This window comes from Streptomyces sp. NPDC000134, from assembly GCF_042899225.1.
Lineage (GTDB): Bacteria > Actinomycetota > Actinomycetes > Streptomycetales > Streptomycetaceae > Streptomyces.
Map to the genome: position 1 here is coordinate 1 of NZ_JBIAZN010000027.1, position 25,907 is coordinate 25,907.

Below are 25,907 nucleotides of genomic sequence, written 5' to 3' on the forward strand. Positions count from 1 at the left end.
ACGCGATCCCCGCAACTACCTGGCCTTTCTCGGCCTCGCCGCCGCCCTGTGCTGCTACAAGCGACTCATCCGCCTCACCACGTAGGACACGGTCTTAGTTCCCCGGACGAGGCAGAGGCCCGCGTCCGCACCCCCAGCGATGGTCTTCACTCCGCCCGAGCCGCAGTTGACGGCCGCAGCCCTGGGTCCTGTGCCGGCCAACTGGCTGGCGCCGACCGGGCGTATGGAGCACGTGCTGACGAGGTGGGGGCACAGGCAGTTGGCCGAGGTTCCTGTCGGTATCAGTTTCGACGTGGTCGTCATCCCCGGCGCCCTCGCCTTGGATGTGCTGGGGCGGCTGCGCCGTGCATGGGTCCGGCCCGGTCCTGTCGTGCTCGGCCCGTCCGGGGCGGAGCTGTTCGTCTGTCGAGGGTCAGTGCCCGACTGGGACGTGCTGGACTCCCACCTGCTGCGACGCGGGGGGCTGGTGCTGCTGCCGCCGCCGACCGTGCTGGTCCCGGAGGCGGTCGGTTCCCGCGGCTGGCTGGTGCCGCCCGCTCATCGGGCCGCGACTGCGCCGTGCGGGGTCGGCCTGGGCTGTGGCAGGGACCTCGCGGAACCGGTCCGTCAGGCCGTCCACGCCGCGGCCAAGAGCGTTGAAGAGAACGGGCGATGAAGGCCGCCTCCGCCAGATCCAGTGCTCCACGCGGCAGTAGGCACAGTCCGCGCGGTGACTTCCGTCGGGCTGGTCGTGCCGTGACCACATCCGTCCTCCGACCCCAAGGTCCCCCCGTGCCGGATTCACCCCCCACCGGCTCGCCGCGTCACAGCGGGCGAGCGCCCTTGACTGAGCACGACCTCATCGTCAGTCCTGTCGGTGCCGACCGCGACCTGCGAGAGGCCCTGGAGGACCTGAAACTGGGGCGTTACCACACCACGGGGAAGCTGCTGGCCGCGACCGGCCGCAACTGGCCGCTGCGGACCAACCGCAGCCGGCTGCTGGCCGCCGGCGCGGGCGACGGCGGGGTCTTCAAGGTGTGGCTGGACGAGCAGCCGCACAGCGTGGACGCGTCGATGATGTGGGCGCGGGTGCTGACTCGGGCCGCGCTGTCGGCCTGGCGGCGGCGCGCGGACCGCCAGTTGCTGTGGCGGGCGGCCGTCCTGGCACGGGATGCGTGTCTGCGGACGATCGAGCTGGACCTGGCGTGCCCGGTGCCGTGGATCTGCCTGCTCCAGCTCACGGCGTTGCCCTTCGAACCGTACCTGTTCGATCCTGCGGCTCGTCACCGTCGGCCGCCGTGGGGACAGAGCGTTGACCCGACGATGCCGTACGAGGGGCCGTGGCCTTTGCTGGACGAGATCGTCCGGCGCGATCCGGGGAGCCGGGAGGGCCACCACCGGATGCGTCAGTTTTTCCAGCAGCGCGGTATGGGCGCGGCTGCGAGGGACTACGCGTTCTGGGTCGCCAGCGGCCGGCCGGACAACGGCGAGCTGCTGATGCTCCCGGTGTACGCGCTGGTGGACTGGTACCTGGAGCAGCACGGCGACGGCCGGGGCGGCGCGCTGCACTTCTGGCAGTCCGCCCAGGTCAGGCACTACGCGTGCCGGGCGCGGGACGGCTGGTTCGCCCAAGTTCCGCCGACGGAGTGGGCGTGGTTGCCGCTGGTGGACCTCAGCTACCTGGCGTACGTGCTGATGGCCTGCGGCGAGGACGCTGTTGAGGTTTTCGCCGCGATGGGCCGCTATGTCACCCCTGAGCCGTGGCAGCAGGTCAACGCCAGTCTGGGGCGTAGCTACGACTGGCGCAGCGAGTACGTCCGCATCCGCAACGCGGCCATGCGGTAGCCGGAGGGCCGGATGCATATCCGAGCGCCCCCGCCGGCGCGCCCTTCCCACCCCACACTCCTTCTCTCGAGAAAGCGGAAACGGTGTTTCACAGAAGATCCGGTGCGCACCAGCCGGCCGGCGAGGACGACATACTGAGGGCCCTGGGCATCCAGCCGGAGCTGTCCCGGAAGATGGGCGGCTTCGGGAACTTCGCGATCAGCTTCTCGGTGATCTGCATCCTGGCCGGCGGGATGTCCCTGTTCGGCTACGGCATGGGCCATGGCGGGCCGGTGGTCATGCTCGGTAGCTGGATCGTGATCGGGTTCATGACGTTGCTGGTCGGGCTGTCCCTGGCCGATGTCGTCTCCGCCTACCCGACCTCGGGCGGCCCCTACTTCATGGCGAGCGACCTGGGCGGTCCGCGCTGGGGATGGGTCACCGGCTGGCTCAACTTGTTGGGTCTGCTGGGTGCCATCGCCGGAATCGACTACGGCGCCGCCAAGTTCGTCGGGGCCTTCGCCCAGATGCAGTGGGGTATCACGCCCACCGACACCACCGTTATGATCATTTTCGCGGGCATCCTGCTGCTGCACGGAGTGCTCAACTCCTTCGGCGTGCGGCTGGTCACCCTCCTGAACTCCGTGTCGGTGTGGTGGCAGCTCGGTGGTGTGGCCCTCATCGTCGGAGCCCTCGCCCTGGCCCCGGTCCAGCACCAGCCTCTCGACTTCGGGACGTACTTCTACAACGACACCGGGTTCACCACCGCCCTCTACGTCGCGCTCATCGGCTCGCTCCTGCCCGGCTACACCTTCTGCGGCTACGACGCCTCCGCCCACGTCGCCGAGGAGACCACCGACGCGAGCACGGCCGCGCCCCGCGGCATCGTCCGCTCCATCTGGGTGTCCTGGGTGGCCGGCTTCGTCCTGCTGGCCGGGCTGGTGGTCTCCATCCAGGACTACGCGGGCACCCTGGGCACGTCGACGGGGGTGCCTCCCGCGCAGATCTTCATCGACGTCCTGGGCGTGGGCTGGGCCAAGCTTCTGTTGCTGGTCGTGATCGTGGCGATGCTGTTCTGCGGCAACGCCGAGACGGCCGCCACCAGCCGCATGATCTACGCGTTCTCCCGGAGCCGGGCCCTGTGGGGCTACAAGCACTGGACGCATGTGTCCGACCGGACGAGGACCCCCTCCCGGGCGGTGTGGCTGGCCGTCGCGGTGCCCTTCGTTCTGGCACTGCCCGCCCTGTGGTCGCCGACCGCCTACGGAGCGATCACCGCGATCAACGCGGTGGGCATGATCCCCGCCTACGGCATCCCCGTGCACCTGGCGCTGCGCAAGGGCCGCGCCTACCGGCCCGGACCGTGGACCCTGGGGCGCTGGCGCAAGCCGGTCGGCATCATCGCGATCGTCTACGTCGCGGTCATCACCATCGTCTTCTGCCTGCCCCAGTCCAGCCCCATCACCGCCGAGTCGGCCAACTACGCCGGCATCGTCCTCGTCGCCGCGCTGGGCATCGCCTGGATCACCTGGCTCACCCGCGGCAGACACGCCTACCAGCAGACCACACCCGCCACCGCGCAACCGCACGCCGCCCTGCTGAGCGAGGACATCTGATGATCAGCGACGACCGGACCCTGGCCGACCTCGTGAAGGACTCGATGGCCAAGGAGATCCTGCTGGGCGTTCCCGACCTGCACGGGCGCCTGCAAGGCAAACGGTTCAACGCCGAGGTGTTCATGGACCGGATGACGTCCGGGACGGAGATGTGCGGTTACGTCGTGGCCTCCGACATCGACATGACCCCCTTCGACAGGACCGGCATCACCGGCTGGGACCAGGGGTTCCGCGACATGCTGATCAGGCCGGAACTGGACACCAGGCGGCTGCTGAAGCCCGGCACCGCCCTCGTGCTCGGCACCCCCTGCGACGACAACGGGGCCCCGTTGCGGATCGCACCCCGGCAGGTCCTCGTCGGCCAGACGGAGAGTCTGCGCCGAGACGGCCATACGGTGAAGGCGGGCATCGAGGTCGAGTTCGTGCTCTACCGGCGCGGCACCGCCGGCTGGGAGCCGGCGTGGAGCGACAACCTCGACTACAGCCTCGGCTACCCCGCCGCCGAGGCCGGCGACTTCCTCCGCACGCTGGGCGCCACGCTCACCGGTGCCCGCATCCGCTGGGAGTCGATCAAGACCGAGGGAGCGCCGGGTCAGGTCGAGATCGCCCTCGCCTACGGTGACCCGCTCGACGCGTGCGACGACTACGCGGTGCTGCGCCAGGTGGTCCGCGAGTCGGCCGCCAAGTACGGCCTGGTGCCCGCGTTCATGGCCGCGCCACAGACCGACATCGGCAGCGGCCTGCACATGCACCTGTCCCTGTGGTCGCTGGACGGGCAGCCGCGGTTCGCGCACGAGCGGGACGAGGCGGCACCGGAGGTGATGGATCTCGCCACCGCCGGGCTGATCTCCGCGCTGCCCTACCTGGCGCCGATGTACGCGCCGTACCCCAACTCCTACAAACGCTACCGGCCGCACAGCTTCGCTCCGACCCGCTTCAACTGGGGCGTGGACAACCGGGCCTGCGCGATCCGGGTCACCGGTCACGGCCGCGCCGCCCGCTTGGAGGTCCGGCTGGCCGGCGCCGACGCCAACCCGTACACGACGCTCGGCGCCTACCTCGCGGCCGTCATCCACGGCCTGAAGGACACCCCGGCCCTCCCGCCGCCTCAGGCCGGTGACGCCTACCAGGACAACCGCTCGCTCCCCCTCCCCAGCGACCTGGCCGAAGCGGTCGCGGCCTTCCGGCACAGCACCATCGCCGAGGAATTGCTCGGCCGCACCGTCGTCCAGCACTACACCCAGGCCGCCCGTACCGAACTGGAGCACCACCGGCTTCAGGTCACCGACGTCGAGCAGCGGCGCGGCATCAGATGAGCCCCCCGCGCCGAGGAGGAGTGCCTCGGCGCGGGGCCCGGCCCTCGGTGTCCCCGGAACAGGGGTGCCGGGGAACTGAGGGCCTCCTCGCCGGCTGGCCGAAGGGCCGCCACGGCAGCCGGCGCAGGGGCGGGCCCAGGGAGTCCCCCGTCTCCCGGGCCCGCCCCACCTCAACCAAAACCTGACGACTGACCGACAGGAGAACCCTTATGTCCACTGTTTCCACCGGGCTCCTCGCCCGCCAGGAGGCGGATCTGCTGCACCAGCTGCTGGAGGTCGTCGCCCGGCATCCCGCCGGCCGGTTCTTCCATCTCCTCGTCGCAGACGGGACGGTGCCCGTCTGCCCCGGTGAGGTCCTGGTCCAGGAGGCCGACCTCGACCGCGGGGTCATCGAACTGCGCCCCCGCAAGGCAGCGGACATCCAGGTCGGCGACGTGCTCCACGACACGCGCCGGGTCAGCATCGCCGACCCGGCGTTCGTCGACTACGCCCAGACGCCGATGGACCCGGAATACGTCAAGGACGCCACCACTGGCCAGCACATCATTGTCATGGGCGTCACGGCGCCGGGTGAGCGGTGAGCACCGACCCCGCCCGCGACATCGCGTACACCGTCCTGACCGCCCTCAGCTCCGCCGTGGTGCCTCACTGGGAACTCGGCGTGGTGCGGCTCGCCCACCTGCCGGCCGCTCTGCCCGAGCAGTGGACCACCTCGCTCCCGCTGCCCAGCGACCCGGGGGCACGCGGCCCGGACCAGCCGGTCACCCTCGTCGACGACTGCGAGTTCCAACGCGAGAGCGATGAGACAGCCCTCGCCGAGGCGTACGCCCACCGGCCCCGGACCCGCGTTCTGGAGAACGTCGGCACCCGCTGCGAAGGCTGGCAGTCCCTGACCGCCCTGCACCTGGCCAGGGTGCTGGAGCGCCAGGTCGTCTGCTCCCTGTACGAGTCCCGCCCGCAGGACGCCACCATGGGCTGGCACTGGGACGACTGGGACGGCGTGATCCTGCAAGTCCGCGGCGCAAAGTTCTGGCGTCTGCGGACCGAGCCAGACGCCGATCCGCACACCGTCGTCACCCGGCCCGGCGATGTCCTCCTTCTGCCCAGAGGACTCCCGCACGACGTGATGACACCCGACCACTCCGTGCACCTCGCCTTCGCCGTGACGCAGCATCCCCTCGGTGCCGAGCCCCTGGGATCGGCACCGGCCGGGAGCGTGTCCCGGCCGAAACCGGCCGACGCCCGCCTCACCAGCACCAGCTAGGACCATCCGATGCCCCGAAGCCTCCCTGACCTGCACAAAGGGTTCCCGGTCCCCTACATCGCTCAGTGGTCCGCCGAGAAGCTGCCCGACCCGATCGTCAGGCTCGGTCCCCGCGGGATCTGGATTGCCGGGCATGTACGTGACAGGCACGGTGTGTTGTGGCGGCCGTCGGCGTTACGGCGCGGGGTGGGCAGGCCCCTACATGGGCTGGTGCACGGGCCGCGGCAGCGGCGGGCGATGCGGCTGCTGCTGTGCCAGGTCTGCGGCGGCCGGCCGGACCACACCGAGCAGGGCTGGCTCTGGCTGCTCAAGGACGAGTCACGTTACGCGGGCTGGCCAGAAGGGGAGATCACCACCCATCCGCCGGTGTGCCGGCTGTGCGGGGCCCTGTCCGCGCTGCTGTGCACGCACCTCTGGCAGGGAGCGGCCGTCGCCGTGCGGGTGGGCAAGCCCATCATCGACGGCGTGTACGGACTGCCCTACGCGGTGTCGAAACCGTGGATGACCCCGGGGAAACCCACCGTGATACTCCACGGCGATCCCGCCATGCCCTGGATGCTCGGCCACCAGGTCGCCGCCTCCCTGACGAAGGTGACGATCACGGACCTGCCCACCCTGCGCCCCGAAGACCTCACCGACGAGGTCACCGACTTCCTACGCAAGGCCACAGCCGTGGACGTGGCCCGACTGCTGGCCAAGGTCGGAGGCATCGCGGCACTGAACCGATGACTCCTGCCCGCAGACAGGCCGGCCCTTCAGCTCAGCCCGATGGGCCAGCGGCTGCTCCAGGCCGTCGCCGAACACAGCACTTCCCGGACCCGATACCGACACCACCGAGAACAGGGAGCGTCATGGAGGAAAAGAAGCGGGACTGGTTCGCTGATCCACCGCCTCGCCGAATCGGGGCCCTCGCCCTCATCATCAGGGGAACCCGAGTTCTCATGGTCAGTCGTCCGTACCGGACGGCCGTCTCCGTGTGGGGGCTGCCGGGAGGGTCGGCCGCCGCCAACGAACTCCCCCGTCAGGCGGTGAGCCGCCACCTCTCCGACAGATTGGCACTCCGGGCTACCGCAGGCCGGTTGCTCGTCGTTGACCACGTGCCCGAGAAACCAGGAACGCATCGTGAGGGCATCAACTTCGTCTACGGCGTAGAGATCGCCGACGACGCCGAGCCAGCTGTCACGGAGTCCGGCGGTCTGGGCGAAGCCCGTTGGGTCGAGCGCGCTGACGTGGGCTTCCTGGCGGTCGACCACGCCCGGCGCCGCATCGAGCAATGCTTCATCGCCGCCGACACCAACCAGGTCCTGGACCTGGTCCTCGGTCTACCGCTGCCCACCTGCGACTGACTCTAATTGGACTGAACGACATGACGACCCCTGCTCCGACCGCACCACTCACGCCGAAATTGCAGCAGTTCGCCCAATATCTCATGGAGGGGCGGACCACCCGCGATATCCGCGCATTGTCCGGCCTGTCGCCCTCTGTGACCTATAAGACGATGCGCGATCTGCGGGCACGCCTGGGCTGCCCGGCCAGCTGCAAAGCGCCGGTCATCATCCATTACCTGCTCACCGCCGGCCACGTCACACCCCCGGCCGTGAACAGGCCCGCCCCAAAGCTCAGCACGATGGACAAGCGGCTGCTCCAGGCCGTGGCGACCTACAGCACGGCGGCTGCAATAGCCAAAGCAGCCGACGTCGCCCCCCGCTACTTGCCCGGCGCGCTCAAGATGCTGCTCACCAGGACCGGGGCACCGGACAAGACCCAGCTCGTCATCCTGGCCCATGCATGGGGCCTGCTGAGCTCAGAACGCCGTCAAGACCATGGTGCTCACGGATGGGGACGGCCGGGTGCTGTTCTGCGGCCCGACCAAGCCCGGAAGTTGCGCGGACATCACCCACGCTCGCCAGTTAGGGCTGGTCAAGCTCCTGGTCGATGGGTCCTCCGTGGAGATTCTTGCTGATGTCGGCTACCCGGGGCCTGGGCGCGCAGACCGGCGGCTGGGTGGTGACACCGCCGCGCCGCAAGCTCAAGAAGAACGCTCCGGACTGGTACGAAGAGATGTACGAGCGGCAGCGCAAGGCGCATTCCTCACGACGCATCCGCGTCGAGCACGGCATCGCTCACCTGAAGAACTGGCGAGTTCTGACCCGCCACCTCGACCGCCGCGAGCACATGAGTGACACCGTCCAGGCCGTCGCCGCCCTGCTGTCCCACCAGCAGACTGCGGACCTGACATCGGCGCGGCAGATGTGAACGCCGAGCCCCGCCGCCATCCTCGACGCCTCACGGCATACCGTGCACGAGCTCGTTCGGCCTTGGGGAACATCGGTACAGCCGTTAGCGCTAAGCACTTGATCATGGTCTGATCACGCTCGGACCGTTCCCGGGGTGGGGAACATCGATACAGCGATTGGCGCTGAGAACGATCAAGTTCGGCTTGGGCGTGGCCGACGTTCCTCAAGTCCGTGGTCCTCCACGACGGACCGGGAGAAGCCGGCGAATGCATCCCTGCTCGCGTCGAACGTGGCACGGGCCTCATGGAAAGCCAGGTCACGGCGTTCCTCGTCCTCCGCCGCCCGACCGCGCCACGGAGCGCGACGGATGCGTTCGACAAGCTGACGGAACTCGTCGTTCAAGATGCGGCCGCAGATGTAGACCTCCTGCGCCGCGGTCGCCGCAGTGTCCGGGCCGTTGAGCTGGATCTCGATCAGCAGCTTCCTCAGTTCCCGGACAGCATCGCTGATGTCCTGTTCAGAGAGCCGCAGGTTGCGGCTAGTGAGTAGGAATGAGCTGGCGGGTCCGTTGACTGCTCCAAAGCCGATCCTGTGTAACGCGTCGTCGATCGGTTCGGCTGCCTGCTGGAACAGCCGGTAAGCCGCGCGTCGTTCCTCTCTGAGCTTCTGCGCGTGTTCTATTCGCCCGCGGTCGCGAGCCTGCCGCCCGGCGGCAAGGTAGGCGAGCCCCGCTGCTCCTAGCGTTCCGACGACACCGATTCCTGCGCCCGCTAAGGCGGTGATTCCCTGGTCCATGAGCGGCATCCTGACGCATGCACGCGATCGACATCAGCAGAATTCGCCGCCCTGGTCTCGTCGTTGGTCAGTGTCGGGGACGCCAGCGAGTGAAGACGCACTGGTCGTCGCCGGCGCCGAGCCGGAAGGGCAGGGCGATGCGGTCCAGGGGGAAGGTCTCGCCGGGGGCGTGGAGGGTCCAGCCGCAGCGGGTGTAGAAGGCGGCCAGGTCGCGGTCGGCTTCGTAGGAGCCGTACAGCAGCATGTAGCCGAGCTGCTGGTGGATCTGCCACGTCCGGTTGAGCAGCGCGGAGGCGATGCCCTGGCCCGGGCGGGTTCGGCGACGGCCAGACCGTGGATCTTGGCGACGAACAGGCTCAGGGCCATGGCCTTGCCGGCCGGGAAGCCGTTGTTCATGGCCATGTCGATGAGGGTGCCGGGGGCGGTGGCGGAGAGCACGCCGATGGTGCGGTCCTGCTCGTCGGTGGCGACCAGCGTCAGGGAGACGGTGGTCAGGGCCTCGCTCATCGGCCGGTCGGTGAAGGTGTGGGCGGCGGCGGCGTGGTACGCGTTCGTACCGGCTCCGCCGAGCCCGGCGAGCATGGCGCAGGACGCCGAGCCGTCCTCGATGGCCGCCGCCAGGACCGGGATGATCCTGACGCCGTCACCGGTGGTGGCCATCAGCGCGTTTGCCGCTTCGATGTCCTGGCCGCGGGCCAGGCGGATGCGGGTGCCGGCCGGTCCCTGCCAGCCGGTGCGGACGCGGTCGGCGGACAGCGGCGGCGTCTGCCGGGCCTTCTTGGTGGTCTTGCCCATGGTCTTCGTTCCCCCCTGGTGGTGGTGCCGGCGGCGTACGGCCGCCTGCGGATGGACGGGACGGATGGATCTTGTTCCGGTGGCTAGGCGCCCTATCGCCGGTTTCCAGCCGGATGTTCCTCGTCGGGCTCGTCCTGATCCTCATCCTCGCTGTCGTTGGGTCAGCGGCCGAACGGCCCGATACCACCAGGGCCTTCGGCGCCGAGCACGCTCGGTCCCTTCGTACGGTGCGGCGTGCGGATCACGCGTCTTCCCCGTCGCGCCGGGCCTGCACCAGCAGCGCCGCCACGACGTCGTCCGTCTGTTCCTCGCTCCGCTCAACGAGTGTGTGCAGCACTTCGTCCGTAGCGCCGTCCATGACCTGCCGGTTGAGCCGCTGCATCAGCTCAGCGTCGGTGCCGCTGCCGGGGCCGGTGAGGTCTACCCGGGTCGGGCGGCGCGGGGCGATGATCTCCGGCCCGGCGCTCGAGTCGGCCTCCTCGGCGTCGGCGAGCGCGCGGTAGACGGAGGCAACGGAGGGGTTCTGTCCGGCGTTCTTGCCGCTCTTGATGGTCAGCTTCTTGGCGATCTCGGGGACGGGAACGCCCTTGTCCTTGAGCGCGCGGGCGAACAGCAGCATGTCGTCGCCGATGACCTTCGGCCGTCCGCCGTGGTTGCCCTTGGTCGCGGCGGCGACCTGCCCTTCCAGGGTCTTCTCCCGAATGTAGTTGCGGTCGAGCTGGGCGGCGACGGCGAGCACGGCGAAGAACATGGCGCCCATGCCGTTGGGGTCGTAGATGCCGGTCAGGGGGCCGGTGAGGAGTTCGAGCTGGACGCCGGCCCTCTGGAGCTGGTTGGACAGGGTCATCAGCTCGGCGGCGTTGCGGGCCAGGCGCTTGAGCTCGTGAACGGTAAGGATGACCTCCTGGTCGGGGGCGGCCTCCTTGATGTCGTACGCCAGCTTCAGCGCCTTCTCCAGTTCGGGCCGCGTTGTGACCCGGGTTGAAATCTTCTCGGAGAAGATCCGCTTGCAGACCGGTTCGAGCGCGGCGAGCTGGCTGGCGAGTTCCTGCTGTGCGGTCGAGCAGCGCGCGTACCCGATCCGGATCGGTTTGGCCGCGGTGGCGGCCGGCGTGTCCTCGATGGGCGGGCCCTGCTTCCACGGCCGTCCCGGGCCGCGGTCCTCCGGCACCCGCACCTCCAGCTCCTCCCGGAGCGCGGGCACAAGAATGAAGCGGGCGGTGTGGTACTTCGTCGCGCATCTCCCGCCGCGGGTGCGGCAGGGACTCCCGGCGAGGGCTTCACACTTCGGACAGTCGTTTCGTTCTACCGCGTTCGCGGCTTGATCGGGCGTCAGATCCACCCCGGGAGTCTGTCAGAACTGTCTCGCACAATGTGCCGGTTCTGAGAGGACTTCTGCGAACGGCGACCTGCGGAAACGTGATCGTCCGCAGGCCTCTCGCTGAACTCTCACAGACGGTCATTTTTGAGAGCTCGCCCGGCGGTCGTGCGCCCCCGAAACGCACCGCCGCGCTGACAATGCGGCATTGTCAGCGTGGCGCTGTGTCGGGAGAGTGGGGGCATGACGAGCACCGACAGGTCCACCCGCCCCACCCCGTACGCGATGGACGAGGAACAGGCCGGGCTGCTCGACCGGCTCGCCACCGACTATGCCGACGCCCTCTCCAAGATCCGCGACCGCGAGCCGCAGGCGTCAATCGCCCCGGTCCTGCACGCGGTCCGCGCCCATCAGGCACAGCGGATCTTCGCCTGCGATCCGCGCTGGCGGGAGACTGCGGGCATTACGGAGGTGCCGGAGGACCGGGCCGAGGACGTCAGTGCCGCGCTCGCGCTGCTCCAGATCGCCCGCGACGACCTGGAGACCCTGGAGGGCGCGCTGCTGCTGGCCGCACGCACGGCCAGCACCCGCACGGGCAAGCCTCTGCTGACGTTTCGGCAGATCGCAGCCGTTCTCGGTGTGGAATCCGAGCAGGCCGCGCAGGGCCGCTACCGCCGCAAGGTCGGCACTCTGAACGCCTCCTCCTCCGGCATCGACGGCACCCCGTAGCGCAGCGCCGCAGCGCCAACCGCTGTACCGATGTTCCCCGAGGCACAATCAGTCTCAAGGTGGTGGTGACCAACTTGGTCACGGGGCCATCGCGCGAGGGTGGCCCCCGGGCGTGCCGGCGCGACGTCCGGGGGCGCTTCCCTCGGTCACAGGTACATGCCGGACGCCGGCCGGGTCAATGGGGCCACGTCGGACGCGGGTCAGGAGGGCTGCTGCCGCCGCCCGGCCGGGTCTCCGCCGGAGTCGTCGGCCAGCTCGATGACCGCGATGATCCGCTTGCCCACCGGTTCGCGGTGGACACAGAACGTCTGGGACACCGCCATGGCGATCTCAAGGCCGTGCTGACCGATCCGTTCCGGGTCGGCCGCCTGGTTGGAGGGCTGTGTGGTGGAGCTGTCCCACACGCTGATCTGGACAGCGCCCCCGACGATCTCCAGCAGATTCGTGAGCGAGCAGGCCGGACAGTGGCACTTCCTCACCAACCACGCCCGGGTGTTGGGCGCCATCGCGCGCGACCCTGCCGCCCGGCTCCGCGACATCGCCGAGATCTGCTGTATCACCGTACGCACCGCGCAGAGCATCGTCACCGACCTCGAACAGGCCGGGTACATACGGCGGGAGCGAGAGGGACGGCGCACGCGCTACATCCTCAGCCCCGACGGCGCCCTCCGCCATCCAGCAGAGGCACACGTGCCGGTGCGGGAACTGCTGGACGTCTTCACCACCCACGACTGCCCGCGCTGACGGCACCCGCTCACTCCGGCTCGCCGTCGTCGTCCTCATCGAGACCGGGGGCGTCGGGGTCACGCAGCGGGCGCAGGGTGCCGCTGGTGCGGATGGAGGCGGTGAAGCTGTAGCGGCCCAGCACGTTGAGGTTCTTGTGCTTGAGCGGCGAGAGCCTGGCGATGTCCTCGTTGCGGATCTCGTGGCCCTCGGCGCGGAGCTGGGCGACGGCGGCGTCGATGTACTTGGTGGTACTCAGCACCACGGCGTTCAGGACCAGGCCGAGCGAGCCGAGCTGGTCCTCCATCCCGTCCCGGTACGCCTGGTGGATGGTGCCGCGCTTGCCGTGGCACACGTCCCGGGCGAGCTTGTGGCAGGACTCCTGCACGGTCAGCTGCCGGTTCATCTGACGGCGGTAGGTGTCGTCCACCGGGTCGACCACGGCCAGCAGGTGCAGGGTCTTGGCGATCCGCCCGTACTCGGCGAACGCCTGCCCCAGCGGCGTGGGCCGTCCGTCGCGGCCGAACATCCGCAGCAGGTCATAGGCACGAACCTGGTTGGTGACCAGGGAGCCGGCCACTCGCAGCATGTCCGGCCAGTGCGTGATCACCTTGTTCAGGTTGCGGGCGATGTCTTCCAGCGGCCCGTACGTGCCGGTCTCCACGCCGGGCAGACTGGCCCGCCAGAACCGCTGGTCGTCCAGGTCGCGGAACCGCGGGCTGAAGTTGTAGCCGAGGATCTTGAACAGGTCGAACACCATGTCGGAATAGGAGGCGTTGTCGGTGGGTATGTAGGGGTGTCAAGCTCTTCCGCTGATCCTTGTCCTGACATCGTGGCAGGCACGTGAGGCACATCTGTGGAAATCGCTGGTGCCCAGGTCAAGAGGGAAGACAAGATGTCTTCGTGACCACCAGTAGTCGATGGATCAACCTTGCGGCCTCGCAGCTGCCGCCGGCGAAGCTGCGGACGCTCGCGAACGATGCGGGTCTTGAAGTGCGTCGGACTTCGGACGGCGGTTGGCGCGTGTGCGTGCAGGAGGATTACCGGCGGAGTCAGTCACCGTTGCTGCGTTCTGAGCGCGCCAGCGCAGCAGACCCAGCGTCCTTTTCGCGGCTGACTGAACTGTTTGACACCCCTATAGAGGTTTCCTCCCTCACTCAGGCTGGCCATGCGAAGGTCCGCCAGCAGCAGACGCCCGCTGCACTGGCGGCTCAGTTCCAACTCGAGTTCATGTTTACTCCTGGACAACAACTGGCCGGTGTCATGCGAGCCTTCCTTAGTGAACGGGCGACGTTGCTCGACGGGCCGGCTTCTGAAATTCGAGTTGTGCTGAGCGACTCCGCCCTGCCTCGCCGGGCCCACTTCCCGCGCATCCTCACCTCGCTGGCCTTCCAGAAAGAGGAGCTCCCTGCAATAGGAGGAGAAGTCGGCAAGCTCTTCCCTGTCGCACAAGGGCTCACGCAGGACGTTTCTATCGGTGCACTCACGTTCGTACTTCCAGCGCTCTCCGCAGCGTCTCCGAAAGTGCTTGGTGTAGCGGCTGCTCGCTTGCTCGCATGCGGTGTCTGGCTTTTTGGTCAGGCGCTGAGTGATGCGGATTGGCCAAGCAACCGCCTCACCGATGTGCTTACCCCAACGGCACGCTTCGATAGCCCAAAGGGGCACGCGGCCACCCCAAGCGTGGACCTTACGGGTCCATATCTCAGCTGGTGGGTGCAACGCTCCGCTGAGCTCCTCCGCATAGCCACTGACCCTGCTGGCTTCAAAGATGAACAGGGCTTCTATGCGCCGACTCGCCACCTCGCCTTCATCGCGAGCCTGGGGCGCCTCTACCGTGACACAGCCGAGGCCATGCGCTCGAACAGTCACAGTGTCGCCCTGCGCGCGGCATACGATGCGCTCGATTGCCTGGAAGGAATGCGATGGAACGCGTTCGACAACGCGACCAATCCCGGCAAAGTCCGTAAAGTCTTGGAGAGACTGCGCGAGACACTTCCGTCACCGGTCGCCGAAGTGGCACTTCCCCTGTGTGAGCGTGCAGCACGAGCCCTGGAAGAGGTGCGGGACGGATTCATCACCAGAAGCCGTCACTACTCCACCGACGGGCTGGTTGAAATGCCAGGGAAGGGAGGTCCGCAAAACATCTCCTGGGACAAGGCCGTCCAGATGTACGTCCGTCTGGACCGGAACAGCGCTCATTCATTCGGCAAGATCGAGGAGGATCCTCTCGACCGCAGTCTTCTTTTTGTCCACGAGGGGGTGATTCCCGGAGACCTCTGCTACCTTCCTTTCCTGCATTTGATGGACATGCTGGTAAACTGTGAGCGCCTCGAAGTGCAGCTCTCCAAACGCCGCTAACCTCGATCGTTCATGAGTCCCCGTCAGCAAGCTGACGGGGACTCATGAACGATCGAGGTTAGGCCGTGCGGCAGGAGTTGTGCTGTAACCGCGCCGACAACAGCGAAGGGACTGAGGCGATGCCCCGCGGGGCATCGCCTCAGTCCCTTCGCTGTTTCTGACTCGGAACTCGGGTGCCGCGCTACGACGCGGCGAGGTCCACACCGAGCAGGTCGGAGAGAGTGGCTACCGTCTGCTTGGGGTCTCGGTTGTGCACCCCGGCAAGGCCGAGCTGCTCCGCTGCCTGAACGTACGCTTCCGTGTCGTCAACGAAGATGCACTCTTCCGCCGGCAGGTCCATGAGCTTAAGCGTGATCTCGAAGAGGCCCTGGTCAGGCTTGCGCATCAGGTGCTGCTCGGAGATCACCACGACGTCGTACAGCCGCTCAAGCTCGTAGCCGTCGTACAGGTCCCAGGGGGCGAGTCCCACACTGTTGGACAGGATGCCCACCTTGATCCCGGCGCGCTTGGCCGCAGCAGCCGCGTTGATCAGCAGCGGCTCGGGGCGGAGGTCGCCGAAGATGCGGCCCATCAGGTTGTCGGGGGACACGCCCAGCATCTTGCCGGCGAACTCGTTCCACTCGGTCTGGGATACCGCTCCGCGCTCAAGATCGCTGGTGATCCGGACGCCTTCCTTGTCCTTGTACAGGGCCGTGAGACAGGCGCCCTGCGGAAGGCCCTCCCGCTGCTCGAAGGCGAGCACCGCGGGCAGCAGCGGCGTGGTGAGCACTCCGCCGAAATCGAGGATGAGACCAGTGCGGCGGTTGGACATGCGGGAACTCCAGTTTTGCTGAGATTACGGACGCTCATCCAAACCAGATGGCGTCACGGCCCCGGCTACATCGTGACGGCGGTAACGGTGCGTCGCAGACCAGGGCGCACTAATGGGCGGATCAAGACCATTTGTCCGCGCAACCCACGGTACCGCATCAGATCAAGCAACGGATGGTGCCAAATCTCACTGCCGGTCTGCTGATCAAGATCGTCATGTTGTGCCCCGCGCGCCTGATATGAAGCCGCCCCTGGCTGACGTCGTGGAGAACCTATCGAGGGCTACTGATCAGCCAACTGCGCTCTTGTCGCGTACGCGAGAATTTCCTCGGTCTGCTCCTCGGTTATTTCCGCATAGGCCGCACTGACGCGCGCTAGCCATGCCGCTTCGCTGTCGGTGTCAACAAAAGGCTTCTCTCGCAGAGGGGCGGAGGCATCCACCCTCGCCGGCCCGGTGTCAACGGCCTTGAGCGCGGCCTTAATCCAGTACGCCTCTGCGGCCGCCTCAGGATCGGTATACGAGGCGGTAACGTCCTCTGCGGCGAATATTAGCTCCTGTGGAGCGTAGTAGCGCAGATTCTCGCAAGCATCAGCGATATCCTGGGTCCACCGGTCGAGGCGGACGTCGATCGGGACACGCATGTGCATAAGTTCGGTGAGGCGCCTTCCAGGTGGATAGAGGCTCGTCCCCGGAAACGCCTCCACCAGATCGAACCAGAGTGGATAGATTCTGTCCAAGGTGCGCCACGTCTTCCATCGGGCCACTGCCGCGCGGGTGGTGGGAATGCTCGCCCCGACAGCCACGATCAGGAAAAGCAGGTCCATCCATATCGATGCAGCGTCCACGACAAGCCGCACTGCGGATGGGCTCATAGGAAAAGCCACTGCGGTCCAAACGAGGGCAATGCGGGACACTGAGTGGACCAACCCCATCCACATCGAAATCCCCATCAAGCGCAGCCCGATGCGCATGCTCGTGCTCTCGGCCCGTCGGGCTGCCCGTGTCCACTGGTAACCGCAAACTGTGGCAGTGACAAGTGGGAAGAAGTAGAAGACAGTCATGTAGACCGCAAATCCCCGCTGACCAGCGTGGTCGATGAGGAAATCTTGGCTTCGAACCCTGCGGTCCACCACGGTGAAGAAGAGAACCGTGAGAAGAATGACGCCTATAGCCCCAGCCTTATATGATGCGCGGGCGATCCAGCGAGAGACCGCTACGTGACGGGGTACAACTGCCTCCGAGCTTTTCCCGTAGCTCGTGGCTACGTAGGTCAAGGCTGCGATGGTCGCCGCAGTGCTGGCGAAATGTCTCAGCAGGGCATCAAGGTCCACCACCGGGATTCGGGCCATGACGCCCATCAATGCCGGCGTATAGAGCCATAGGGCTATTCCGAACCCTGCATAGCCACCCCAGAGGGCCCGGCGGTGAAAGTCCCCGTAACGAACTGCTGGGAATCGCCACACGGCGATTGCGGTGATTACTACCGCAGTCAAGTATTGGAAATAGTCGGACATTCAACCGTGGCTATCTGGGTAGGCTGCAATTTTTTCGACCCTGAAAGTCATCCGGCCGCAGCCTTAATCGCAAGGAGGTGGAATTGGAGTAAGTTTGTGAGGCCCGAGGTGGCTAGCGCCTGCGCCGCGGCGGGGCAACCGGGTGGGCAAGGGAGGACTCTAGGAGGCTGACCATGTCATCTCCCCCGATCGACTGACGGCGTGCCAACCTCTTTATCAGCGACGCCGAAAGCTCGGCCTGCTTCTCCTCGGGGCTGTCAAAGTCGACGCGCCCCTGGACTAGGGTCGATGGATAACGGCGGAAGACCTCTTGGCGAATTCGTTCAGGGACGTATCGCTCGATCTCGGCAGGCGTTAGCGTGGTCCCGTGGTCCAGCCATTCGTGCGCGAGCTCATGGAGGATGATGTGTTCGGTCTGATTTCGGCTTGAACGGCGACGGTAGAGAATGAGGGTGAACTCCGGCGCTTTGACTCGGAGACCACATGCGGTGCCCAGCCCTCCATCGGGGTCATCCAGTGGCACTAGCCGAATTTGGCGGCTCAAGGCTCCTTCCATATTTTTCACCAGCGCCTCGACACTGAAAGGAGCCGGAGTGGGAAGGTCGGCGAGCAGTCTCTCACATTCCTTCACGAGTGCGCGCTGTGAAGGGTCTCTACGCCAACGCATAGTCGCTCCATTGCAATGCTCGCCAGCCCCGCCCGGATGCTCGTACGCGAGGCGCTAGTAGTCAGGAGCCTGTGCTTGAGGTGCGCGGTGGCCGGCCGATCGGCGGCCGTGTCCACGCGCAATCGTACAAGGGGGGAAGTGCGACATGTCCGGGCTGGGCGTGTTGTGAAGGTCACGCTAGCGCGGTAACTCCAAGATCAAATTCGAGTGACGGCGCTTTAATTGATCTTTGAACGCCTCTGCGCTGCCGCTAGGCCGCCGGGGCACGGTAACCGCGACGATGCCAGGCCGCTCACGGGAGACCCGCGGGTACGACGCCCATCAGGGTGTCGTACCCGCCGCTTGCCGGAGTTGGGGCCGCTAAGAACCAGGGGGCTGCTACTTCCACACAGGGATGAGCCGCTTGGGGTTCGGCGTCTTGTTCCCCCTCTGCCCCGGAAGGACCTGGACGGCAGAGAAGACCTCGAAGAGCACGTGGCGCTTCTGCGAAAGGTCGTACTCGCCAGCAAGCCACTTTATGGCCACGTCGTTGGGTGCCTCGTTCTGCATTTCTGCCGCCAATTCGAATTTGGCCCGCTCGCGGCGCAGCTTCTTAATTTCCTTTTCCAGCGGAATGGCCAAACGATAGAACATGTCGGCGGGCACTTCGTCGTCCTGCCACTTCTTTTCCAGGTCGGCGAGCTTGTCAGCCTTCTGCTGGAGTTTCTGTTCGTGAGGCCACGTGACCTTGACCGGAATGAAAGTCGCTTGGGCCTTCTTCAATTTCGCCAGCACCAAGCGTTGGAGCTGTTGGTCGACCATAGGGCCGGAGATCGAGTTGCGGGAGCATGTCGAGCAGGTGTAGACGTACGGGCTGCGCTTGCTCGTGGCCTTCGAGCCGCCCATGGGCTTGTTGCAGACGCGCGTCGTGACCGCCCCGTTGATCTCTTCCTCGATGCGGTACTGGCAGCGAAGCAGCGTAGAACCCAGGTACTTGATGGTCTTCGGAATACCGGTAATCCTCGGCGTGCCGGAGCCTCGGGCAAGATAGGTGCTTCCCGGTCCGAAGGTGGCACACACCGTACGCCATTTCTCCGGCGTGGTCACTGTTTCCCAGACTCCCACGATCGGCTGGCCGTCATCGTCCAGGACGAGTTCGCCGCGGTTCGCGCGATATCCGCACACGCGGGGAGCGGTCATCATCTGTGTGAGCGTCTGCGGAACGATTTCGCCTCCGCGACTCCCCTTCAAACTTCGCCGCTTCGACTCTGCGCAAAGGGTACTCATCGCCTTCCCCTTGATGCGCTCGTCGATCGCCCACGCGAGAAAGTCTGACTCGACCCGCCGAAGCGTCTTCCTGTCTTCCTCCCAGCCGAATGGCCGCGGGCCGCTGTGAGGAAGGCCGTCGAGTATTCGGTCCTGGTGCCAGTCGCGGATACGACGTTTCTTCTTCATGGACTCGGCCTTGTTGACCACCGCCATGATGCCGGTCCTGATGATCTCGCTTTCCTCGGTGAGATCCATCGGCCCCGACGGGGTGTAGAGGCGTCGGCTCGGGTCGAGCGTGATCGCCTCGACAAAGTCCTCCCAGTCCCGGTCCGTGCGCTGCACGCGGTCCTGGTCTACGCAGATGACCCCGTGGACCGGGTAGCCCTCAGGAGTGTGCCCCCGGCGGAGGTCCCGGAGCATCGCCTGGAAGTCCGGACGCACCACGTCGCGCTTCGAGGCCGACAGGTCGTTGTCGGTGTACCGGTGGACGATCACGGCGTTGTGGCGAGCCGCGTTCCTGTCGTTGCGGCGGTGCTGGTTGGCCACACCCTTACCCGCCGACCACGCGGAGGCGGCGGCCTTCTTCTTGTTGTGCTTGCGCCAGTCGTCCGAGATGCGGGAGTACGCGATCAGAAACGGCGTATCGGGGTGCAACCGGGCAAGCTCCTCCGGCGGAGCGAGCCCGGCGGGCCTGCCGCGCAGCTCAAGATCGTCCGGCCCGGTCTCGTCGGGCGGAGCGCTGGACATGGCGTGTTGGTGACTAATTGTGCTCAAGGACTTACTCCTGACCCGGCGCCCTGAAAGCTTCGCGGGGCGGCCCGGATCATGGGACGATGCCGGTATGAACCGACTGGCTAACGAGCAGTCGCCCTACCTACTCCAGCACGCTTCCAATCCGGTGGATTGGTGGCCATGGGGAGAGGAGGCGATGAATGAAGCTAAGCGGCGGGACGTACCCATCCTTCTCTCGGTGGGATATGCGTCCTGTCACTTATGCTTCTGTAAGTTTACTGGTGCCACGTCATGGCGCACGAGTCCTTCGAGGACCGCGCCACCGCCGACTACCTCAACGCCCACTTCGTCGGCGTCAAGGTCGACCGCGAGGAGCGGCCCGACGTCGACGCCGTCTACATGGAGGCGGTGCAGGCGGCGACCGGGCACGGCGGCTGGCCGATGACGGTCTTCCTCACGCCGGACGCCGAGCCGTTCTACTTCGGTACGTACTTCCCGCCCGAGCCCCGGCACGGCATGGCGTCCTTCCGGCAGGTCCTCCAGGGCGTCCACCAGGCGTGGACCGAGCGGCGCGGGGAGGTCACCGACGTGGCCGGCAAGATCGTGCGGGACCTGGCCGGACGGGAGATCTCCTACGGCGACGCCCAGGCCCCCGGCGAGCCGGAGCTGGGGCAGGCGCTGCTCGGGCTGACCCGGGAGTACGACCCGCAGCGGGGCGGGTTCGGCGGGGCACCGAAGTTCCCGCCGTCCATGGTGATCGAGTTCCTGCTGCGCCACCACGCCCGCACCGGCGCCGAGGGCGCGCTGCAGATGGCGTCCGACACCTGCGAGCGGATGGCCCGCGGCGGCATCTACGACCAGCTCGGCGGCGGCTTCGCCCGCTACTCGGTGGACCGCGAGTGGGTGGTGCCGCACTTCGAGAAGATGCTCTACGACAACGCCCTGCTGTGCCGGGTGTACGCGCACCTGTGGCGCTCCACCGGGTCCGAGCCGGCCCGCCGGGTCGCCCTGGAGACCGCCGACTTCATGGTCCGCGAGCTGCGCACCGCCGAGGGCGGGTTCGCCTCCGCGCTCGACGCCGACAGCGACGACGGCACCGGCCGGCACGTCGAGGGCGCGTACTACGTGTGGACGCCCGAGCAGCTCCGCGAGGTGCTCGGCGAGCGCGACGCCGACCTCGCCGCGCGGTACTTCGGCGTGACCGAGGAGGGCACCTTCGAGCAGGGCGCCTCGGTGCTACAGCTCCCGCAGCAGGAGAGCGTGTTCGACGCCGAGCGCGTCCGGTCGGTACGCCGGCGGCTGCTGGCCGCGCGGGCGGAGCGCCCCGCCCCCGGCCGGGACGACAAGGTCGTCGCCGCCTGGAACGGCCTGGCGATCGCCGCGCTCGCCGAGACCGGCGCCTACTTCGACCGGCCCGACCTCGTAGAGGCCGCCGTCGCCGCCGCCGACCTGCTGGTCCGGCTGCACCTGGACGACCAGGGGCGGCTCACCCGCACCAGCAGGGACGGCCGGGCGGGCGGCAACGCGGGGGTGCTGGAGGACTACGCCGACGTCGCCGAGGGCTTCCTCGCGCTCGCCTCCGTCACCGGCGAGGGCGTCTGGCTGGACTTCGCCGGACTGCTCCTCGACCACGTGCTGACCCGGTTCGCCGACGGCACCGGCTCGCTGTACGACACCGCCGCCGACGCGGAACGCCTGATCCGGCGGCCCCAGGACCCGACCGACAACGCGGTGCCCTCCGGGTGGACCGCGGCGGCCGGGGCGCTGCTGTCCTATGCCGCGCACACCGGGTCGCAGGCGCACCGCACCGCCGCGGAGCAGGCCCTCGGGGTGGTGAAGGCGCTCGGGCCGCGGGTGCCGAGGTTCGTGGGGTGGGGGCTGGCGGTGGCGGAGGCGCTGCTGGACGGGCCCCGCGAGGTGGCCGTGGTGGGCGACGGGGAGCTGCGCCGGGCCGCGCTGCTCGGGACCGCGCCGGGGATGGTGGTCGCGTTCGGCGAGGAGGGCAGCGAGGAGTTCCCGTTGCTCGCCGGGCGGCCGCTGGTGGGCGGCAGGCCGGCGGCGTACGTGTGCCGTGGTTTCACCTGTGAGGCGCCCACCACCGACGTGGAGCGGCTGCGGGCCGCGGTCCGCTAGGGCGTCTGAGCGCCGTCCTGGCTAGTCGCGCGGTTCCCCGAGCGCCTGAGGGGCGTACTGGTTGACGATCGCTTCCAGTCGCTCGTGGTGCGCCCCCCCGCCAGTAGGCGCGGCCGCACTGCGTGCACCGGGCGAAGGCGTCGTACGAGCGGCGGGTGCCGCTCTGGAGCTGGTCGGCGACCTCCTCCTTGGTGGCGGGGCGCAGCAGGCCGTTGCAGGCCGTGCAGCGGGTCCAGGGGCGCAGGTCGGGGGCGAAGCGGTCCAGGACGTCGTGGAGCTGGTCGTCGGGGCGGGTGCTGTAGACGAAGGCGCCGGCCCACAGCTCGCGGCGGCGCAGCAGGCCCCGGTCGCGGCTGAGCAGCACCCGGCGTTCGGCGGCCGACCGGGCGGCGAGCGCGGGGTCGCCGATGTCCGTCGACTCGTAGGCGGTGTCCACGCCGAGCAGCCGCAGCTTCCGGGCGAGGGTGCCGAGGTGCACGTCCAGCAGGAACCGCAGGGGAGCGCCCGGCACCCGCTGGGGCCGCTCGACCGGGCCCACCCGCACCGACTCGCCGGCCGCCGGGACGTGCGCGGGCGGCACGGGGCGGCCGTCGGCGGTGAGGGTGCCGACCTCGGTGAGGGGGACGCCGAGGGACTCCACGACGTGGCCGAGCGTGGAGACCCCGTCGACGGCGGCCCGGGTGGCGCCGGACCGGCGGGCCCGGGGGACGAAGAGGTGCAGTTCGGGGGCGAACTCGACGTGGATCTCGGCACCGTTCACCCGGTCAGGATGCCACGGGCGCCCCCGCCCGGCCGGTGCCGCGGTCAGGAGTGCTGGTAGGCGACCAGGGAGATGCCGACGTAGTGCGCGGTGAAGGCGGCCAGCGTGAACGAGTGGAAGACCTCGTGGAAGCCGAACCAGCGCGGGGACGGGTTGGGGCGCTTGATGCCGTAGACGACCCCGCCGATGCTGTAGAGCACGCCGCCGACGATCACCAGGACCATCACGGTGACGCCGCCGGTCCGCATGAAGTCCGGCAGGTAGAAGACGGCCGCCCAGCCCATGGCGATGTAGCAGGGGGTGTAGAGCCAGCGGGGGGCGCCGACCCAGAAGACGCGGAAGAGTATCCCGGCCGCCGCGGCGGCCCAGATCCCCCACAGCAGCCACTCGCCCTTGGCGCCCGGCAGCAGCAGCATCGCCAGCGGGGTGTAGGTGCCCGCGATGATCAGGAAGATGTTCGCGTGGTCCAGGCGGCGGAGCACGCCGTCCATCCGCGGGCTCCAGTCGCCCCGGTGGTAGAGCGCGCTGACGCCGAACAGCAGACAGGCGGTCAGGGCGAAGATCCCGCAGGCGACGCGTCCCCTGGCCGAGTCGGCGAGGGCGGTGAGCACCAGCCCCGCGATGAGTACGGCCGGGAACATGCCGAGGTGCAGCCAGCCGCGGAGCCTGGGCTTCACCGGGTGCGGCAGGGCGAGCGTGACGGGACCGCGGCCGGGGGCCGACGAATCCTTGTGCGCATCGAAGGCGGACGCAGTCATAAGGCGAATCGTACCTACGGAACCGTAAGTTAGTGATCAGGCCGGTCGCGGGAGATGCCGCGAGCGGTCATCTTCCCACGTGGTGGCGGGTGCCCGGGGCAGGTAAAAGAAATTCCAGCGAGATGCCACGTCCGCGCAAAGAATCCTCGGGATCGCGGGAGGTACGTGGCGATCCTCACGCCGCTCAGGTGTGCGGCCCTCTGGACAGATGGGCACTCGCGTCGGATGATCAAATGAGTGCGGTCGGCACCGGATGAGCGCCCAGGGCGTTGTGCGGCAAGCATCCGGGTCGCAGCCCCCACGGGGCCTCCAACAACACATCCCTCAGTGAGGAGCAATCGTGGCGCGCGACATCGCGGCTTCCCCCGTCCCCACCCAGCACCAGGAGCTGATCTCGTGGGTGAACGAGATCGCCGAACTGACGCAGCCGGACGACGTGGTCTGGTGCGACGGGTCCGAGGCCGAGTACGAGCGACTGTGCGGGGAGCTCGTGGCGAAGGGCACCTTCCGGAAACTCGACCCGATCAAGCGCCCCGACTCCTACTACGCGGCCTCCGACCCGTCCGACGTGGCCCGCGTCGAGGACCGCACCTTCATCTGCTCCGCGAAGGAGGAGGACGCCGGTCCCACCAACCACTGGAAGGACCCCGCCGAGATGCGGGAGATCTTCACCGGTGACGAGGGCCTGTTCCGCGGCTCGATGCGGGGCCGGACCATGTACGTCGTCCCGTTCTGCATGGGCCCGCTCGGCTCCCCGCTGTCCGCGATCGGCGTCGAGATCACCGACTCGGCGTACGTCGCCGTCTCCATGCGCACCATGACCCGCATGGGCCGCCCCGTCCTGGACGAGCTGGGCGACGAGGGCTTCTTCGTCAAGGCCGTGCACTCCCTGGGCGCCCCGCTCGCCGAGGGCCAGCAGGACGTCCCCTGGCCCTGCAACCGGACCAAGTACATCTCGCACTTCCCCGAGGACCGCGAGATCTGGTCCTACGGCTCCGGGTACGGCGGCAACGCCCTGCTCGGCAAGAAGTGCTACGCCCTGCGGATCGCCTCCGTCATGGCCCGCGACGAGGGCTGGCTCGCCGAGCACATGCTGATCCTGAAGCTGACCCCGCCGCAGGACGATCCCGCGGTCCGGAGGGCCTCCTTCGAGGGTGGTGGTGGGCGACGGGCGGGCGAGCCCAAGTACGTCGCCGCCGCCTTCCCCTCCGCCTGCGGCAAGACCAACCTCGCCATGCTGGAGCCGACCGTCCCGGGCTGGACGGTGGAGACCATCGGCGACGACATCGCCTGGATGAGGTTCGGCGAGGACGGCCGGCTGTACGCCATCAACCCCGAGGCCGGGTTCTTCGGGGTCGCGCCCGGCACCGGTGAGCACACCAACGCCAACGCCATGAAGACGCTGTGGGGCAACGCCGTCTTCACCAACGTCGCCCTCACCGACGACGGCGACGTGTGGTGGGAGGGCATGACCGAGGAGCCCCCGGCCCACCTCACGGACTGGAAGGGCAACGACTGGACGCCGGACTCGCAGACCCCGGCCGCGCACCCCAACGCCCGGTTCACCGTGCCCGCCGCGCAGTGCCCGACCATCGCGCCCGAGTGGGAGGACCCCAAGGGCGTGCCGATCTCCGCGATCCTCTTCGGCGGCCGGCGCGCCACCGCCGTACCGCTGGTCACCGAGTCCTTCGACTGGAACCACGGCGTCTTCCTCGGCGCCAACGTGGCCTCCGAGAAGACCGCCGCCGCCGAGGGCAAGGTCGGCGAGCTGCGCCGCGACCCGTTCGCCATGCTGCCGTTCTGCGGCTACAACATGGGCGACTACATGGGCCACTGGGTCGACGTCGCCAAGGACAAGGACCAGGCGAAGCTGCCGAAGATCTACTACGTCAACTGGTTCCGCAAGGACGACGACGGCCGGTTCGTGTGGCCGGGCTTCGGTGAGAACGCCCGGGTCCTGAAGTGGATCGTGGAGCGCCTGGAGGGCCGGGCCGAGGGCGTCGAAACGCCGATCGGCGTGCTGCCCGCCAAGGGCGCCCTGGACACCGACGGGCTGGACCTGTCCGAGGCCGACCTGGACTTCCTGCTCTCCGTGGACAAGGAGGTCTGGCGCGAGGAGGCCGCCCTGATCCCCGAGCACCTCGGCACCTTCGGCGACCGCACGCCGAAGGAGCTGTGGGACCAGTACCGCGCCCTGGTGGAGCGCCTGGGCTGACCGGTCCCCGCACCGCTTCGCGGCCGGTCCGACTAGCCCTGACCAGCGATGTCGTCACGAAGGCCGGCCGCGAGAGGGGCGCCTTCCCGCTCCCGTAGCTCGATGTCCCCGGAGC

At 68.0% G+C, this 25,907-nt stretch carries 21 protein-coding genes and 3 pseudogenes; 14 read left to right on the plus strand and 10 right to left on the minus strand.

Annotation, left to right across the window (positions count from 1 at the left end):
* Window positions 1-259: 259 nt before the first annotated feature.
* The 9 genes from ACFY32_RS30515 to ACFY32_RS30555 all read left to right on the plus strand — a co-directional run bounded on the left by ACFY32_RS30515 (window position 260) and on the right by ACFY32_RS30555 (window position 8,255).
* Window positions 260-655 carry a hypothetical protein gene (locus ACFY32_RS30515; protein WP_390675978.1) on the plus strand — a complete coding sequence of 132 codons (396 nt, stop codon included), beginning with the start codon at window positions 260-262 and terminating at the stop codon, window positions 653-655.
* Between the two features lie 167 nt (window positions 656-822).
* Window positions 823-1,824 carry a hypothetical protein gene (locus tag ACFY32_RS30520; RefSeq protein ID WP_390675979.1) on the plus strand — a complete coding sequence of 334 codons (1,002 nt, stop codon included), beginning with the start codon at window positions 823-825 and terminating at the stop codon, window positions 1,822-1,824.
* Window positions 1,825-1,907: 83 nt separating this feature from the next.
* Window positions 1,908-3,419 (plus strand): amino acid permease, encoded by a 1,512-nt coding sequence (locus tag ACFY32_RS30525; protein ID WP_390675980.1) that lies wholly within the window; start codon window positions 1,908-1,910, stop codon window positions 3,417-3,419.
* Window positions 3,419-4,735, plus strand: a complete 1,317-nt coding sequence (locus ACFY32_RS30530; protein WP_390675981.1) for a glutamine synthetase family protein — start codon at window positions 3,419-3,421, stop codon at window positions 4,733-4,735. The genes ACFY32_RS30525 and ACFY32_RS30530 overlap by 1 nt, the downstream gene beginning before the upstream one ends.
* 209 nt (window positions 4,736-4,944) lie before the next feature.
* The gene (locus ACFY32_RS30535) at window positions 4,945-5,316 is read left to right on the plus strand and encodes a hypothetical protein (protein ID WP_390675982.1); all 372 of its coding nucleotides are present in this window, start codon (window positions 4,945-4,947) and stop codon (window positions 5,314-5,316) included.
* Window positions 5,313-5,999, plus strand: coding sequence for a JmjC domain-containing protein (locus tag ACFY32_RS30540; protein ID WP_390675983.1), 687 nt, complete (start codon window positions 5,313-5,315; stop codon window positions 5,997-5,999). Before ACFY32_RS30535 ends, ACFY32_RS30540 begins: the two co-directional genes overlap by 4 nt.
* Before the next feature lie 210 nt (window positions 6,000-6,209).
* Complete coding sequence (locus ACFY32_RS30545) at window positions 6,210-6,728, plus strand: hypothetical protein (RefSeq protein WP_390675984.1); 519 nt, start codon at window positions 6,210-6,212, stop codon at window positions 6,726-6,728.
* 122 nt (window positions 6,729-6,850) lie between these two features.
* Window positions 6,851-7,345, plus strand: a complete 495-nt coding sequence (locus tag ACFY32_RS30550; RefSeq protein ID WP_390675985.1) for an NUDIX domain-containing protein — start codon at window positions 6,851-6,853, stop codon at window positions 7,343-7,345.
* A gap of 616 nt (window positions 7,346-7,961) precedes the next feature.
* Complete coding sequence (locus ACFY32_RS30555; RefSeq protein ID WP_390675986.1) at window positions 7,962-8,255, plus strand: transposase family protein; 294 nt, start codon at window positions 7,962-7,964, stop codon at window positions 8,253-8,255.
* 173 nt (window positions 8,256-8,428) lie between these two features.
* Here ACFY32_RS30555 and ACFY32_RS30560 read toward each other — a convergent pair whose 3' ends face one another.
* From ACFY32_RS30560 to ACFY32_RS30570, 3 genes are all read right to left on the minus strand, one after another.
* On the minus strand, window positions 8,429-9,031 hold the full coding sequence (locus tag ACFY32_RS30560; RefSeq protein WP_390675987.1) for a hypothetical protein: 603 nt from the start codon (window positions 9,029-9,031) through the stop codon (window positions 8,429-8,431).
* A gap of 33 nt (window positions 9,032-9,064) precedes the next feature.
* A complete protein-coding gene (locus ACFY32_RS30565) occupies window positions 9,065-9,826 on the minus strand; it encodes a hypothetical protein (protein WP_390675988.1) in 762 nt (253 codons plus the stop codon).
* A 241-nt stretch (window positions 9,827-10,067) separates the two neighbouring features.
* A complete protein-coding gene (locus tag ACFY32_RS30570; RefSeq protein ID WP_390675989.1) occupies window positions 10,068-11,030 on the minus strand; it encodes a recombinase family protein in 963 nt (320 codons plus the stop codon).
* A 357-nt stretch (window positions 11,031-11,387) separates the two neighbouring features.
* On the opposite strand from ACFY32_RS30570, the gene ACFY32_RS30575 reads away from it, so the two are divergent.
* Entirely contained in the window at window positions 11,388-11,873 is a 486-nt protein-coding gene (locus ACFY32_RS30575; RefSeq protein WP_390675990.1) for a hypothetical protein, read from the plus strand.
* 200 nt (window positions 11,874-12,073) lie between these two features.
* Here ACFY32_RS30575 and ACFY32_RS30580 read toward each other — a convergent pair whose 3' ends face one another.
* Window positions 12,074-12,277 carry a hypothetical protein gene (locus ACFY32_RS30580; RefSeq protein ID WP_390675991.1) on the minus strand — a complete coding sequence of 68 codons (204 nt, stop codon included), beginning with the start codon at window positions 12,275-12,277 and terminating at the stop codon, window positions 12,074-12,076.
* A gap of 40 nt (window positions 12,278-12,317) precedes the next feature.
* Here ACFY32_RS30580 and ACFY32_RS30585 point away from each other — a divergent pair, with 40 nt between their 5' ends.
* Window positions 12,318-12,617, plus strand: a complete 300-nt coding sequence (locus ACFY32_RS30585; protein ID WP_390675992.1) for a MarR family transcriptional regulator — start codon at window positions 12,318-12,320, stop codon at window positions 12,615-12,617.
* A gap of 10 nt (window positions 12,618-12,627) precedes the next feature.
* Here ACFY32_RS30585 and ACFY32_RS30590 read toward each other — a convergent pair.
* Window positions 12,628-13,386, minus strand: a pseudogene (locus ACFY32_RS30590) (Tn3 family transposase); the annotation flags it as partial.
* Between the two features lie 113 nt (window positions 13,387-13,499).
* Between ACFY32_RS30590 and ACFY32_RS30595 the strand changes: the two are divergent.
* Entirely contained in the window at window positions 13,500-14,954 is a 1,455-nt protein-coding gene (locus ACFY32_RS30595) for a hypothetical protein (RefSeq protein ID WP_390675993.1), read from the plus strand.
* 181 nt (window positions 14,955-15,135) lie between these two features.
* Here ACFY32_RS30595 and ACFY32_RS30600 read toward each other — a convergent pair whose 3' ends face one another.
* The 3 genes from ACFY32_RS30600 to ACFY32_RS30610 form a co-directional block, all read right to left on the minus strand.
* Window positions 15,136-15,765, minus strand: coding sequence for an HAD-IA family hydrolase (locus ACFY32_RS30600; protein ID WP_390675994.1), 630 nt, complete (start codon window positions 15,763-15,765; stop codon window positions 15,136-15,138).
* Window positions 15,766-16,046: 281 nt separating this feature from the next.
* Window positions 16,047-17,279 carry an MAB_1171c family putative transporter gene (locus ACFY32_RS30605; RefSeq protein ID WP_390675995.1) on the minus strand — a complete coding sequence of 411 codons (1,233 nt, stop codon included), beginning with the start codon at window positions 17,277-17,279 and terminating at the stop codon, window positions 16,047-16,049.
* A gap of 1,045 nt (window positions 17,280-18,324) precedes the next feature.
* Entirely contained in the window at window positions 18,325-19,941 is a 1,617-nt protein-coding gene (locus ACFY32_RS30610; protein WP_390675996.1) for a recombinase family protein, read from the minus strand.
* Between the two features lie 94 nt (window positions 19,942-20,035).
* On the opposite strand from ACFY32_RS30610, the pseudogene ACFY32_RS30615 reads away from it, so the two are divergent.
* A pseudogene (locus ACFY32_RS30615) lies at window positions 20,036-22,059 on the plus strand (thioredoxin domain-containing protein).
* A 21-nt stretch (window positions 22,060-22,080) separates the two neighbouring features.
* Here the strand turns inward: ACFY32_RS30615 and ACFY32_RS30620 are convergent.
* Both ACFY32_RS30620 and ACFY32_RS30625 read right to left on the minus strand, forming a co-directional pair.
* Window positions 22,081-22,819 (minus strand): annotated as a pseudogene (locus ACFY32_RS30620) (Mut7-C RNAse domain-containing protein).
* Between the two features lie 44 nt (window positions 22,820-22,863).
* Window positions 22,864-23,577, minus strand: coding sequence for a hemolysin III family protein (locus ACFY32_RS30625; protein WP_359199944.1), 714 nt, complete (start codon window positions 23,575-23,577; stop codon window positions 22,864-22,866).
* A 340-nt stretch (window positions 23,578-23,917) separates the two neighbouring features.
* On the opposite strand from ACFY32_RS30625, the gene ACFY32_RS30630 reads away from it, so the two are divergent.
* Complete coding sequence (locus tag ACFY32_RS30630) at window positions 23,918-25,792, plus strand: phosphoenolpyruvate carboxykinase (GTP) (protein WP_390675997.1); 1,875 nt, start codon at window positions 23,918-23,920, stop codon at window positions 25,790-25,792.
* Window positions 25,793-25,907 lie beyond the last annotated feature (115 nt).

Coding starts and splice junctions, on each gene's coding strand:
- ACFY32_RS30530 (WP_390675981.1), top strand. CDS start 3,419: ATGATCAGCGACGACCGGACCCTGGCCGACCTCGTGAAGGACTCGATG.
- ACFY32_RS30600 (WP_390675994.1), bottom strand. CDS start 15,765: ATGTCCAACCGCCGCACTGGTCTCATCCTCGATTTCGGCGGAGTGCTC.
- ACFY32_RS30550 (WP_390675985.1), top strand. CDS start 6,851: ATGGAGGAAAAGAAGCGGGACTGGTTCGCTGATCCACCGCCTCGCCGA.
- ACFY32_RS30625 (WP_359199944.1), bottom strand. CDS start 23,577: ATGACTGCGTCCGCCTTCGATGCGCACAAGGATTCGTCGGCCCCCGGC.
- ACFY32_RS30605 (WP_390675995.1), bottom strand. CDS start 17,279: ATGTCCGACTATTTCCAATACTTGACTGCGGTAGTAATCACCGCAATC.
- ACFY32_RS30610 (WP_390675996.1), bottom strand. CDS start 19,941: ATGTCCAGCGCTCCGCCCGACGAGACCGGGCCGGACGATCTTGAGCTG.
- ACFY32_RS30535 (WP_390675982.1), top strand. CDS start 4,945: ATGTCCACTGTTTCCACCGGGCTCCTCGCCCGCCAGGAGGCGGATCTG.
- ACFY32_RS30575 (WP_390675990.1), top strand. CDS start 11,388: ATGACGAGCACCGACAGGTCCACCCGCCCCACCCCGTACGCGATGGAC.
- ACFY32_RS30565 (WP_390675988.1), bottom strand. CDS start 9,826: ATGGGCAAGACCACCAAGAAGGCCCGGCAGACGCCGCCGCTGTCCGCC.
- ACFY32_RS30560 (WP_390675987.1), bottom strand. CDS start 9,031: ATGGACCAGGGAATCACCGCCTTAGCGGGCGCAGGAATCGGTGTCGTC.
- ACFY32_RS30555 (WP_390675986.1), top strand. CDS start 7,962: ATGTCGGCTACCCGGGGCCTGGGCGCGCAGACCGGCGGCTGGGTGGTG.